General features: G+C 73.4%; 11 protein-coding genes, 1 other RNA gene and 1 pseudogene. 8 read left to right on the forward strand and 5 right to left on the reverse strand.

What is annotated here, in order from left to right; translation table 11 throughout:
- Positions 1 to 32: 32 nt before the first annotated feature.
- Positions 33 to 1,007 carry a 3-oxoacyl-ACP reductase gene (locus SAVERM_RS30270; protein WP_010987274.1) on the forward strand — a complete coding sequence of 325 codons (975 nt, stop codon included), beginning with the start codon at positions 33 to 35 and terminating at the stop codon, positions 1,005 to 1,007.
- Positions 1,008 to 1,150: 143 nt separating this feature from the next.
- Here SAVERM_RS30270 and SAVERM_RS43440 read toward each other — a convergent pair whose 3' ends face one another.
- Positions 1,151 to 1,315 carry a hypothetical protein gene (locus tag SAVERM_RS43440; RefSeq protein ID WP_010987275.1) on the reverse strand — a complete coding sequence of 55 codons (165 nt, stop codon included), beginning with the start codon at positions 1,313 to 1,315 and terminating at the stop codon, positions 1,151 to 1,153.
- Between the two features lie 48 nt (positions 1,316 to 1,363).
- The gene (locus SAVERM_RS30275; protein ID WP_010987276.1) at positions 1,364 to 2,695 is read right to left on the reverse strand and encodes a hypothetical protein; all 1,332 of its coding nucleotides are present in this window, start codon (positions 2,693 to 2,695) and stop codon (positions 1,364 to 1,366) included.
- A gap of 273 nt (positions 2,696 to 2,968) precedes the next feature.
- Here SAVERM_RS30275 and SAVERM_RS30280 point away from each other — a divergent pair, with 273 nt between their 5' ends.
- From SAVERM_RS30280 to SAVERM_RS30290, 3 genes are read left to right on the forward strand one after another with little or no spacing between them, the layout of a single operon-like run.
- Entirely contained in the window at positions 2,969 to 3,832 is an 864-nt protein-coding gene (locus SAVERM_RS30280; RefSeq protein ID WP_010987277.1) for a Nif3-like dinuclear metal center hexameric protein, read from the forward strand.
- Entirely contained in the window at positions 3,829 to 4,572 is a 744-nt protein-coding gene (locus SAVERM_RS30285) for a zinc ribbon domain-containing protein (protein ID WP_062804698.1), read from the forward strand. The genes SAVERM_RS30280 and SAVERM_RS30285 overlap by 4 nt, the downstream gene beginning before the upstream one ends.
- Positions 4,573 to 4,584: 12 nt before the next feature.
- On the forward strand, positions 4,585 to 5,898 hold the full coding sequence (locus tag SAVERM_RS30290; protein ID WP_037645584.1) for a bifunctional RNase H/acid phosphatase: 1,314 nt from the start codon (positions 4,585 to 4,587) through the stop codon (positions 5,896 to 5,898).
- Positions 5,899 to 6,007: 109 nt separating this feature from the next.
- On the opposite strand, the gene eda is transcribed toward SAVERM_RS30290, so the two are convergent.
- Together eda and yaaA are read right to left on the reverse strand one after the other, a co-directional pair.
- A complete protein-coding gene (eda, locus tag SAVERM_RS30295; RefSeq protein ID WP_010987280.1) occupies positions 6,008 to 6,667 on the reverse strand; it encodes a bifunctional 4-hydroxy-2-oxoglutarate aldolase/2-dehydro-3-deoxy-phosphogluconate aldolase in 660 nt (219 codons plus the stop codon).
- Positions 6,668 to 6,763: 96 nt separating this feature from the next.
- Positions 6,764 to 7,564 carry a peroxide stress protein YaaA gene (yaaA, locus tag SAVERM_RS30300; protein ID WP_010987281.1) on the reverse strand — a complete coding sequence of 267 codons (801 nt, stop codon included), beginning with the start codon at positions 7,562 to 7,564 and terminating at the stop codon, positions 6,764 to 6,766.
- A 454-nt stretch (positions 7,565 to 8,018) separates the two neighbouring features.
- Between yaaA and SAVERM_RS30305 the strand changes: the two genes are divergently transcribed.
- The 4 genes and pseudogenes from SAVERM_RS30305 to rnpB all read left to right on the forward strand — a co-directional run bounded on the left by SAVERM_RS30305 (position 8,019) and on the right by rnpB (position 11,796).
- The gene (locus SAVERM_RS30305; RefSeq protein WP_042494581.1) at positions 8,019 to 9,443 is read left to right on the forward strand and encodes an RNB domain-containing ribonuclease; all 1,425 of its coding nucleotides are present in this window, start codon (positions 8,019 to 8,021) and stop codon (positions 9,441 to 9,443) included.
- A 106-nt stretch (positions 9,444 to 9,549) separates the two neighbouring features.
- A complete protein-coding gene (locus SAVERM_RS30310) occupies positions 9,550 to 10,377 on the forward strand; it encodes an AraC family transcriptional regulator (RefSeq protein WP_037645590.1) in 828 nt (275 codons plus the stop codon).
- Between the two features lie 82 nt (positions 10,378 to 10,459).
- Positions 10,460 to 11,176: pseudogene (locus tag SAVERM_RS38920) on the forward strand (DMT family transporter); the annotation flags it as partial.
- A 214-nt stretch (positions 11,177 to 11,390) separates the two neighbouring features.
- Positions 11,391 to 11,796: RNase P RNA component class A (gene rnpB, locus SAVERM_RS30325), an RNA gene on the forward strand.
- Positions 11,797 to 11,983: 187 nt separating this feature from the next.
- Here the strand turns inward: rnpB and SAVERM_RS45015 are convergent.
- On the reverse strand, positions 11,984 to 12,280 hold the full coding sequence (locus SAVERM_RS45015) for a DUF6087 family protein (protein WP_037645591.1): 297 nt from the start codon (positions 12,278 to 12,280) through the stop codon (positions 11,984 to 11,986).
- Positions 12,281 to 12,291 lie beyond the last annotated feature (11 nt).

The raw sequence follows: 12,291 nt of genomic DNA on the forward strand, positions 1-12,291 counted from the left end.
GCATTCGACCGCCACCACCGCTAAGGACCCTGATGTCACTGCCACTTGAGGGGCTGACCGCGATCGTCACCGGCGCGGGGCGCGGGCTCGGCCGGGCCGAGGCACTGGAACTCGCCCGGCTGGGCGCCGTCGTCGTCGTCAACGACTACGGGCAGCCCGGACGGGACGGCTCCGGCGCGGCGTCGGGCACGCCCGCCGAGGAGGTCGCCGCCGAGATCCGCGCGGCGGGCGGCCGGGCCGCCGCCCACACCGGGGACGTCGCCGACCACGAACAGGCCCGTGCACTGGTCGAGTTGACGGTCGCCGAGTTCGGAAAGCTGGACATCCTGGTCAACAACGCGGGCATCCTGCGCGACCGGATGATCTTCTCGATGTCCGAGGACGAGTGGGACTCGGTCGTCCGGGTGCACCTCAAAGGGCACTTCAACACGACCCACTTCGCGTCCGTGCACTGGCGAGCACGCTCCAAGGCGGCCGACGGGCCCGTGTACGGACGGATCGTGAACACCTCGTCGGAGGCGTTCCTGGCGGGCTCGGCGGGCCAGCCCAACTACGCCGCGGCGAAAGGCGGGATCGTCGGGCTGACCACGTCCACGGCCCTGGCGCTCGCGAAGTACGGCGTGACGGCGAACGTCATCTGCCCGCGCGCCCGGACCCGTATGACGGAGGACGTGTTCGCGGGTTTCGCGGAACCCGATGAAGGGCTGGACCCGCTCGCGCCCGCACATGTCGCCCCGCTCGTCGGCTACTTGGCCTCGCCGGCCGCCGCGGGCGTCAACGGGCAGCTGCTCGTCGTGCATGGCGGCATGGTCGCGATCGTCGAACGGCCGCGGGTGGCAGCCAAGTTCGACACCAAGCAGGACACGTTCACCTACGACGAACTGGATGCGCTGCTCACCCCGCACTACGCGGACCGGCCGAAGGGCGAGACGTTCGCCGCGGTGGAGGTGCTGGGGCTCAGGCGGGGCCGGGACGCCGCGGTTTCCCCGGCCTCGCCGGGTCGCTGAGCGGCCGTCCGACGGTCGAGCAGGAGGGAGCGATACCCCCCTGCTCGAGCCGGGTCTTCCTCCGCGTGCCATGAGTCAGTACAGGTGCTGACTCGATACAGGTGCTGACTCGATACAGGTACTGACTCAGTACCTGGGCTGACTCAGTGCCAGGGGTCCGCCTGGTAGTCGGACGGCTTGCGGTGCCGGCCGCGAGGGGTTGCCTCGTCGTCCTGTGCGGAGACCGGACCCCGGTGCCGGCCGTGGCCGTGATCTGCGGCTTCCTGAGCCTCGGGCAGCGGTGGACAGGTGGTGCTGGTGTCGTTCATAGGAAGTGTTCACCCCGTCAACAAGATCCTTCGTACAGCCGGGTGAGTCTATCGGGCTGCCACGGCGGGAGTTGGGGTGGCGGGGGGTGTCTCGGCCGGAAGCGGGGAGTGTTCGGCGTGCGGCGGCGCCGGCTCCTCGGGGTGGGCCGGTGCGGAGGGTGCGCTGCGTCTCAGCAGGCGGCCCGCGAGCGAGGCCTGTTGCAGGGGCACCGGACGCGGGGCGGCAGGACCCGAGGGATCCGGGGCCTGCGGCTCGGGCGGCGTATGTCCTGCCGTCGGCGCGGCCGGGCCGTACCGCTCCGGATCTCCCGGGCCCGTCCCCGTCGGTGCCGCCACCCGCGCCACCCCGCAGGGCACCGCCGCCGTCGCGAACGGCAGATGCAGCACCCCGTCCTCGGTCCACAGCCCGGTGCCCGCCAGCCACCCCTCGGGCGCCGGAAGATGGTGGATCTGGCGTTCGGCGGGGCGCCACACCCCCACCCAGCTGCCCGCCGGGCCGTCGACGCGCAGGGCCACCGCACAGCGCTCCGGCGTCAGCACCTGCCCCGGCTGGATGGCGAACGGTGTCAGCACGAGGGGCGCGCCCCCGTTCACGCCGAGGGGGGACGGAGGGCCCGTCAGCCGCAGGGACTCCGGGAAGCGGACCGGCAGCGTGCTCCCCAGTACGCCCCAGCCCAGCCGGTCGTGTCCCGGCGACGGCGCGTCCGAGCGGATGAGCAGCAGCCCGCTGTCGGCGTCCGCGAGGAGCAGCCGGTCGTCGCTGTGCTCCGCGATCTGGAGCAGCGGCGACATCTCGCCGCCGCGCTCCAGGTCGACCACGACCGTCTTCGTACGACCGTTCAGCGTGCGGTCCAGGGCCAGCAGCCGTCCCGTCGCGTCCAGCCACACCCCGCCCGAGCAGTGCCCCGGCACCTCGGCCAGATGCTCGGGCCCGAACGCGCCGGCCGCCACCAGCCACACCGCCGTGGAGCCACCGCCCACCGCGAGGGCGTACGCCCGGTCCCCGCCCGGCGCGGGCGGCAGCAGCCGCAGCCGGGTCCCCTCGTCCGGGCACTCCACCGCGCCGAGCGGCAGCTCACCGGTGGCCGGCCCCGTCGGATACAGCAGCGAGAACGTGTGCCGCCGGTCCGCGACACGGTGGATCAGCACCCGCCCGTCGGACATCGGCAGCACCTCGGTGCCGGGCTCCTCGGGCTGGTTGCCCGGCAGCGGCACGGCGTACGGCTCGGGGCCGTCCAGCGTCCAGCGCTCCGGAAACCAGGACTCGCCGTCCAGCGCGAGGCGTGCCGCGTAGGACCCGTCAGCGGTGATCACACATCCGGGCCGGGCGCCCCGCTCGTTCCCGCTCTCCGCCACAGACTCCCAGGCACAGACCGTCATCGTTCGGTCACCTCCGGCGACGAAGCTAGTTTTCGTACGCACAGACGTGAGAGGGGCGGGCGGTCATTTCACACATAAGGGTGCTGGTCTCGCGATTCGCCTGTGGAAACGGGGGCGGGTGTGCTCGACGGGGAGCGTGCGACGCGTTCCGAGCTCGCCCCGGTGCGGTTCACACGCCCTCCGGGGCCTTCGGCGGCGGGTGCCGGGCCGGTGAGCCGGGTCGATGCACCCGCGACCGGCGGGACAGGGGCGCAGGGCAGGTAGCCTTTCCCCGTGCCCCGTCTGTCTGAAGTCATCGCCGCGCTCGAGAACCTGTGGCCCGCCGAGTGGGCCGAGTCCTGGGACGCGGTCGGCACCGTCGTGGGCGACCCCGACCAGGAGGTCGCGCGGGTCCTGTTCGCCGTCGACCCCGTTCGGGAGATCGTCGACGAGGCGGTGCACCTGGGTGCCGACCTGCTCGTCACCCACCACCCGCTCTATCTGCGCGGTACGACGACGGTCGCGGCGTCCACCTTCAAGGGCCGCGCCGTGCACACCCTGATCAAGAACGACATCGCGCTGCACGTCGCCCACACCAACGCCGACCGCGCCGACCCGGGAGTCAGTGACGCCCTCGCCGGAGCGCTGGACCTGCGTGTCGTACGGCCCCTCGTGCCGGACCCGGGCGACCCCGACGGCCGCCGGGGACTCGGCCGCGTCTGCGCACTCGACCACCCGGTGACGGTGCGCGAGTTCGCCGCACGCGCCGCCGCACGGCTGCCCGCCACCGCGCAGGGCATCCGCGTCGCGGGCGACCCCGAGGCCCTCGTCCGTACGGTCGCCGTCAGCGGCGGCTCCGGCGACAGCCTCTTCGACGACGTACGCGCGGCCGGCGTCGACGCCTTCCTCACCGCGGACCTGCGCCACCACCCGGCGTCGGAATTCATGGCGGACCGCGCCCACAGTCCTCTCGCGCTGCTCGACGCGGCGCACTGGGCCACGGAATGGCCCTGGTGCGAGCTGGCAGCCGCCCAGCTCGACGAGATTTCCGACCGCCACGGCTGGGACCTGCGGGTCCATGTGTCGAAGACGGTCACCGACCCCTGGACCGCCCACGCGGCGTCCACCACCACTGATTCCCTTGGAGCCCCCAACTGAACGCCGCGCCCGCCGACCAGATCCGACTCCTCGACGTCCAGGCCCTCGACGCCCGCCTCCAGCAGCTCGCCCACAAGCGGAGGTCGCTGCCCGAGCACGCCGAGATCGAGTCGCTGAACAAGGACCTCACGCAGCTGCGTGACCTGCTGGTGGCCGCTCAGACCGAGGAGAGCGACACCTCCCGCGAGCAGACCAAGGCCGAGCAGGACGTCGACCAGGTGCGCCAGCGCGCCGTCCGTGACCAGCAGCGCCTCGACTCCGGCGCCGTCACTTCCCCGAAGGACCTGGAGAACCTCCAGCGCGAGATCGTCTCGCTCGCCAAGCGACAGGGCGACCTGGAGGACGTGGTCCTGGAGATCATGGAGCGCCGCGAGTCCGCGCAGGAGCGGGTCGCCGAGCTGACCGGGCGCGTCTCCTCCGTGCAGGCGAAGATCGACGACGCGACGGCCCGCCGGGACGCGGCGTTCGAGTCGCTGGACGGCGAGGCGGCCTCGGTGACGAAGGAGCGCGAGGTCATCTCGGCCTCGGTCCCGGCCGATCTCCTGAAGCTCTACGACAAGCTGCGCGCTCAGCAGGGCGGCGTCGGCGCGGCCCGCCTCTACCAGCGCCGGTGCGAGGGCTGCCACATCGAGCTCAACATCACCGAGCTGAACGACGTCCGGTCCGCGCCGCGTGACACCGTCGTCCGCTGCGAGAACTGCCGCCGCATCCTGGTGCGCACGTCCGACTCCGGTCTGTAAGAGGACTGCGTGGTGCGGGAGTTCATCGTCGAGGCCGACGGCGGTTCCCGGGGCAACCCGGGGCCCGCGGGCTACGGCGCCGTGGTGATCGACGCGGCGACGGGCGAGACGCTGGCGGAGACGGCCGAGTACATCGGCGTCGCCACGAACAACGTGGCCGAGTACCGGGGGCTGCTGGCCGGGCTGAAGGCGGCCCGCGCCCTGGACCCGGCCGCCCGGATCCGCGTCCGCATGGACTCCAAACTCGTGGTCGAGCAGATGTCGGGCCGATGGAAGATCAAGCACCCCGACATGAAGCCGCTGGCGAGGGAAGCGGCGGCGGTCTTCCCGCCGTCACAGGTCACGTACGAGTGGATTCCGCGCGAGCGGAACAAGCACGCCGACCGGCTCGCGAACGAGGCGATGGACGCCGGCAAGCGGGGGGAGCGGTGGTCCCCGTCGACGTCCACCGCGGAACTGTCCGCCCGGACGCCGGCCCCCGCGGCCCCCGAGCCGACGGGGCCACCCGGAGACGCGGCGGCGGGCGCGGCCAGGGCTCGGGCGGCGCTGGCCGGTGGACGCGTGGCGACGAGCCCTGCGGTCCCTGAACCGGGCGGCACCGCTGCCGACACCGGCGCGCGGGCCGCGCGCGATGTTGCCTCCGTGCCGGCCGATGCTGACGTGCGGGCCGCGCGCAACGTCGCGTCCCCGCCCGCCGACCTCGGCGCCCCCGCCACCTTCGTGCTGTTGCGGCACGGGGAGACCCCGCTGACGCCGCAGAAGCGGTTCTCGGGGAGCGGTGGCAGTGATCCGGCCCTCTCCGACGTGGGCCGCCGGCAGGCCGAACTCGTCGGTGCCGCCCTCGCCGCACGCGGCACCATCCAGGCCGTCGTGTCCTCGCCGCTGGCCCGCTGCCGCGAGACCGCCGGGATCGTCGCCGCCCGCCTCGGTATCGAGGTGAGCGTCGAGGAGGGGCTGCGCGAGACCGACTTCGGCGCCTGGGAGGGGCTGACCTTCGGCGAGGTGCGCGAGCGCCACCCCGAGGACATGAACGCCTGGCTGGCCGACCCGGAGGCCGAGCCCACCGGCGGCGGGGAGAGCTTCGCCGCCGTCGCCCGGCGCGTCGCCACCACCCGCGACAAGCTCCTCGCCGCGTACGCGGGCCGCACGGTCCTGCTCGTCTCGCACGTCACGCCGATCAAGACCCTCGTACGACTCGCCCTCGACGCGCCCCCGCAGTCCCTGTTCCGGATGGAACTGTCGGCGGCCTCCGTCTCGGCCGTGGCGTACTACGCGGACGGAAACGCGTCCGTGCGTCTGCTGAACGACACGTCGCACCTCCGCTGAGCCGGCGGGGCGTCGCGCTTCCGCTGAGCCGGCGGGGCGTGCCGTTTCCGCTGGGCCGAGGGGGCGTCGCGCTTCCGCTGGGCCGACGGGGCGTGCCGTCTCCGTCGGGTCAGCGGCCCAGTGCCGCCGCCTCGCGCGCCAGTTCCTCGATCCGCAGCCAGTCCCGCGCGGCCACCGCGTCCCCGGGCAGCATCCAACTCCCGCCCACGCAGCCGACGTTGGGCAGCGCCAGGTACGCGGGGGCGGACGCGAGGGCGATCCCGCCCGTCGGACAGAAGCGCGCCTGGGGCAGTGGCCCGGCCAGCGACCGCAGATAGTCCGTACCGCCCGCCGCCCGCGCCGGGAAGAACTTCATCTCCCGCACCCCCCGCTCCAGCAGCGCCACGACCTCCGACGTGGTCGACACCCCCGGCAGGAACGGCAGCCCGGACCCCTGCATCGCCGCCAGCAGTTCCTCCGTCCACCCGGGACTGACCAGGAAGCGGGCGCCCGCCGCCACGCAGTCCGCCACCTGCGTCGGCGTGATCACCGTGCCCGCCCCGACCACCGCGTCCGGGACTTCCGCCGCGACCGCCCGGATCGCGTCCAGCGCCGCCGGGGTCCGCAGCGTCACCTCGATCGCGGGCAGGCCGCCCGCGACCAGCGCCCGGGCCAGCGGTACCGCGTCGGCGGCGTCCTCGACGACCACCACGGGCACGACGGGAGCGAGATCCAGCACGGACGCGCGCGGCGAGGAGGGCAGCTCGGCGGGAGGCAGCGGTGAGGTCATGGCCTCATCCTGCCCATGGTGTGCAGCACGCGCAAAGGGTGTTGCACATGCTGCAACGGCGCAACGGTGCAGCGGTGCAGCGGTGGGTGGTGCGGGTCAGTGGATCTCCGTCACCACCACGTCCAGCGCCCAGGCCTTCCCCGCCTTCGCGGGCGCCTGCGCCTCCACCGCGTACCCGAGGTCCCGCAGGGCCTCCACCAGCTCCGCCGGGTTCTTGGGGGCGGTCCCGGCCGCGAGCAGGGAGCGGACGATCTTCCCCTTCGTCGCCTTGTTGAAGTGGCTGACCACTGAACGCTTCTCCACCCCGTTCACGATCTGGGAGTGCAGCACCCGCACGGTCGCCGTCCGCCCCGCGACCTCCCCCTTCGGCTTCCACGCCGCCGCGTACGCGGCGGAACGCAGGTCGAGCACCAGCCCGCCCCCGGCCGCCTCGGGAAGCGCCGACTCCATCGGCGTACGCCAGTGCGCGCCCAGCGCCCCGAGTCCCGGCAGCTTCACGCCCATCGAGCAGCGGTACGAGGGGATGCGGTCGCCGATGTGCACGGCACCCCACAGGCCGGAGAAGACGAGCAGCGACCTGCCCGCGCGGCGCTTGGCCGCCGGGTCCAGCGAGGCCAGGTCCAGGGCGTCGTACAGGACGCCGGTGTAGATCTCCCCGGCGGGCCGTGCCCCGGCCGTGCGCAGGCCGGCGTTCTTGGCGACCTCGCCGCGCAGGCCCTCGCTCAGCCCGAGCACCTCGCGTGCCTTGTCCTCGTCCGCCGCGCACAGCTCGACCAGTTCGTCGAGCACGGCCTCGCGCGCCGCGCCGAGCGACGGCAGCGACAGCGACTCCGGCTTCAGCGGGGCGCCGCGGCCGGAGGCGGCCTTGCCTTCGGAGGGCGGCAGCAGGACGAGCACGGGTTCTCCTCGGGGCGTGGTGCGGGGGCTTGCGCCAGATTAATGGGTGCGGTCGAGACGGGTTTGCACGCGGGGGCGGAGGCCTTCTGCCGGGGGTGGAGGTCTGGTGCTCCGGGGCTGGAGGTCTTGTGCCGGGGGTGGCGGCCCGGTGCCGGGGGTCGAGGTCTTGTGCCGGGGGTGGCGGCCCGGTGCCCCGGGGTCGAGGTCCTCTGCCCGGCGGTGGCGGTCCGGTGCTCCGGGGACGGAGGCCCCTGCCAGGGCGGCCATCCCGCGCCGGGAGGGGAGGCGGTCCCGCGCCGGTGGGGCGGCGCCCCGGACGGGCGGGCGGCGCCGCAGACGGGCGGGCCGGAGGTCCCGGCGGGCGGCCCGAGGCCCTGGCGGGCGGCCGGAGGCCCGGGGTGCCGCCCCCACCCGCCCCCGCCAAAACGCTCGAACCCAATGCCCCGCCGCCAAAATCCGCGTCACCGGCGCCCCCGAGGCCCCGCTGCGGGCCGCCCTCGGCGCGCTGCGCACCGAACTCGGGGTGCCCGGGACCTTCCCGCCGGAAGCGCTCGCCGAGGCGGAGCGGGCCGCTACGGCCCCCGTACCGCCGTCGTACGACGCGACCGACATCCCCCTGTTCACCATCGACCCGCCCACCGCCACCGACCTCGACCAGGCGATGCACCTGTCCCGGCACGGCGGCGGCTTCCGGGTGCGGTACGCCATCGCGGACGTCGCCGCCTTCGTCGTACCCGGCGGTGCCCTGGACGCCGAGGCCCACCGCCGGGTGAACACCCTCTACTTCCCGGACGAGAAGGTCCCGCTGCATCCGCCCCGGCTCGGCGAAGGCGCCGCGAGCCTGCTCCCGGACCAGACCTGCCCGGCCGTCCTGTGGACGATCGACCTCGACGCGGACGGCCGTACCGCGGCGGTCGACGTCCGCCGCGCCCTCGTCCGCAGCCGCGCCCAGCTCGACTACGAGGGCGTACAGAAGCAGATCGACACGGCGACGGCCGAGGAACCGCTCGCCCTGCTCGAGGACATCGGACGGCTGCGCGAGAACCTCGAGATCGAACGCGGCGGCATCTCCCTCGACGTGCCCGAGCAGGAGATCGTCGAACACGACCACACGTACGCACTCGCCTACCGCGCCCCGCTGCCCGCCGACCGCTGGAACGCACAGATCTCCCTCCTCACCGGGATGGCCGCCGCCGAGCTGATGCTCGCGCACGGCACCGGCATCCTGCGGACACTCCCGGCCGCCCCCGACGGCGCGGTCGGCCGGCTGCGCCGCACCGCCCACGCCCTGCGCGTCGACTGGCCGCACCACGTCTCGTACGCGCGGCTCATCCGCTCCCTCGACCCGCGGCTGCCGCACCACGCGGCCTTCCTCCTGGAGTGCACGACGCTGCTGCGCGGCGCCGGCTACACCACCTTCCGCGACGGCGCGCTCCCCGCGATCACCACCCACGCCGCCGTCGCCGCGCCCTACGCCCACTGCACCGCCCCGCTGCGCCGCCTCGCCGACCGGTACGCGTCCGAGATCTGCCTCGCGGCCGTCGCGGGCCAGGCGCCGCCGGACTGGGTCCTGGCCGCCCTCGACGACCTGCCCAAGGAGATGGCCGACGGCAGCCACCGGGCCGCCACCGTCGAGCGGGAGTGCGTCGACATCGTCGAGGCCGCGCTGCTCAAGGACCGCGTCGGCGACGTCTTCGACGGCTGCGTGGTCGACGTGAAGGAGCGCGAACCCACCGTCGGCACCGTCCAGTTGGAGTCTCCGGCCGTCGTCGCGCGTATCGACGGCGGCACTGCGAAGCTGCCGCTGGGGGAGCGGCTGCGGGTGCGGCTCACCCAGGCGGACCCCGGTACGGCCAAGGTGCGCTTCGCACCTGCCTGACCACGGCCGGCCCGCCCACATCCCGCGGCATGGAACGAGGGCCTCCGGACGTTGCACCCCTGCAGCAGGTGCGACATGCACGTGGGTGGGACAGGAAGGACGCCAGGTGAGCGCACGTGAGCAGGCCCTGTGGACCCGGGCGCACCTCGGCCGCTGCGGGCCGCCGCTCGACCTGCTGACCGCACGCTTCGACCAACACCGCTACGCCCCGCACGCCCACGAGGAGTTCACCATCGGCGTCTGCGTCGGCGGCTCCGAGATCATCGACTACCGCGGCGGTCACATCCGCACCGGCCCCGGCTCCATCGTCGTACTGGCCCCCGGCGAGATGCACACCGGCGGCCCCGGCGCCTGCGACGGCTACGCCTACCGCGCCCTGTACGCACAGACCCCACTGCTCACCGACGGCACCCTGGGCGGCCTCCCGCACTTCCGCGAGCCGCTCCTCGACGACCCGGAACTGGCCGCCGCCCTGCGCGCCGCACACACCGAACTCAGTCTCTGCCCCGACCCGTTGGAGGCCGAGTCCCGGCTGCCGTGGCTGCTCACCGCGCTCGCCCGGCGCCACTCCACGGCCCGCCAGGTCAGCGACACGGTGCCCGGCGCGGGCCACATCGCACACGCCGTCCGCGACCGCCTCGCCGACGAACTCACCACCCCGCCCTCCCTCGCCGACCTCGCCGCCGACCTGGGCCTGTCCCGCTACCAGCTGCTGCGTGCCTTCCGTACGACGATGGGGATACCGCCGTACGCCTGGCTCGCCCAGTACCGCGTGGTCCGGGCCCGCGGGCTCCTGGAGTCCGGGCTGCGACCGGCCGAGGTCGCCGGCCTGGTGGGGTTCGCCGACCAGGCCCACCTCACCCGCTGGTTCCGCCGAGTGCTGGGGGTGACTCCGGCGGCGTACCGCAACAGCGTTCAAGACAGGGGGTGCTGACGCGGCCGACACTCGCCGCATGACTGCACGCGGCTGGTTCCTGTTCTCCCTCATGGGAGTCCTCTGGGGCATTCCCTATCTGATGATCAAAGTGGCGGTGGACGACATGTCCCCGTCGATGGTCGTCTTCACGCGCTGTGCCCTGGGCGCGGCCCTGCTCCTGCCCTTCGCCGTACGGCAAGGAGGACTGACCAGGGTCGTACGGGCGCACTGGCGGCCCATGCTGGCCTTCGCCGTCGTGGAGATCATCGGCCCCTGGTGGACGCTGACGGACGCCGAACGCCATCTCTCCAGCTCCACGGCGGGGCTGCTGATCGCGGGCGTCCCGATCGTGGGCATCCCGCTGGCCCGCTTCTTCGGCGACACGGAGCGGCTGGGGGCGCGCCGGACGACGGGTCTTGCGCTGGGCCTGGCGGGCGTCGTGGTGCTCACCGTCCCCCATCTGACCGGCGGTGACGCCCGTTCGCTGGCCGAGGTGCTGCTGACGGTGCTGGGCTATGCGACCGCGCCGCTGATCATCGCGAGGTACCTCAAGCCGGTGCCGACGCTCCAGCTGATAGCCCCGTGCCTGGTGCTGGCGGCGCTGGTGTACGCGCCGGCGGCGGCTCTGACCCGGCCGACCGCGGTCCCCTCCGCGTCGGTGCTGGCCTCGCTGGCGGGCCTGGGCGTGATCTGCACGGCCCTGGCCTTCGTGGTCTTCCTCGAACTGATCCGCGAGGCGGGCCCGACCAGGGCGATGGTGTTCACCTACGTGAATCCGGCGGTGGCGGTGGCGGCCGGGGTGGCGCTCCTGGACGAGCCGCTGACGGCCGGGATCCTGGCGGCCTTCGGCCTGATCCTCCTGGGGTCGTTCCTGGCCACGGCGGCCACGAGTCCACGACCGGACCCCGCCCCCGCATCCGCCCCCGTATCCGCCCCGGCATCCGCTGTGGTGGCCGCCTCGGGACCGACCTCGGGACCGACCTCCGGCGCGAGGCGGGTCGCGCGCCCGGTAGCATGGTCGACACGGCAGACGAGCCGGGCGGACGGCCGCGTGGGGGTCCTTGAGGACCTCCCCGAGGAACGTCCGGGCTCCACAGGGCAGGGTGGTGGCTAACGGCCACCCGGGGTGACCCGCGGGACAGTGCCACAGAAAACAGACCGCCCGGCGCTTCGGCGCCGGGTAAGGGTGAAACGGTGGTGTAAGAGACCACCAGCGCCTGAGGTGACTCAGGCGGCTAGGTAAACCCCACCCGGAGCAAGGTCAAAAGGAGCCGCTGTGAAAGGCGGCTCTGCGCGGACGTTCGAGGGCTGCCCGCCCGAGTCCGCGGGTAGACCGCACGAGACCGGTGGCAACGCCGGTCCTAGATGGATGGCCGTCTCCCCGGCCGCCGCGAGGCGACCGGGCGACAGAACCCGGCGTACAGCCCGACTCGTCTGCCCCTCAGGGCTTCTGACCAGTAGAAACGCAGGTCAGAGGCTTTTTCCATGTATGGGCGGGTCTCGCTGGACTCTGGTCCGCTCCGGTTCAAACGGGACCGTGCGACGACGTACGTAGCCACGAAGGTAGCCATGCCTCGTGGCGTCGGGGATCTTTCTGGATTGCGGATGAAGCTCGTTACCGGGACTATCGCGGGGCCTGAGGCTTCCGGTGCCTGCCGGTTCCGGGACCGAGCTTCGGCGCCGACCCCGAGGCTGGGGCGACCTTGTTATCGGGGTACAGGATGCGCTGTGCCTCGGCGAGGTTCACCGCGAAGCCGTGGAACTCCCAGATGTGCCCGTTCCATCGCTCGATCACGCGCGGTGCGTCAGGATTCAGATGCGCCCCCTGTAGGCCTTTGCCAGGGACGAGAGGGGCCGCGCGGAGCTGTCCCCTCTTCATGTCACGGCGCTTGACCCATTCGGAGAGCGGTTCGTCGTCCATCGTGCTACCTA

It is taken from the genome of Streptomyces avermitilis MA-4680 = NBRC 14893 (assembly GCF_000009765.2).
Lineage (GTDB): Bacteria > Actinomycetota > Actinomycetes > Streptomycetales > Streptomycetaceae > Streptomyces > Streptomyces avermitilis.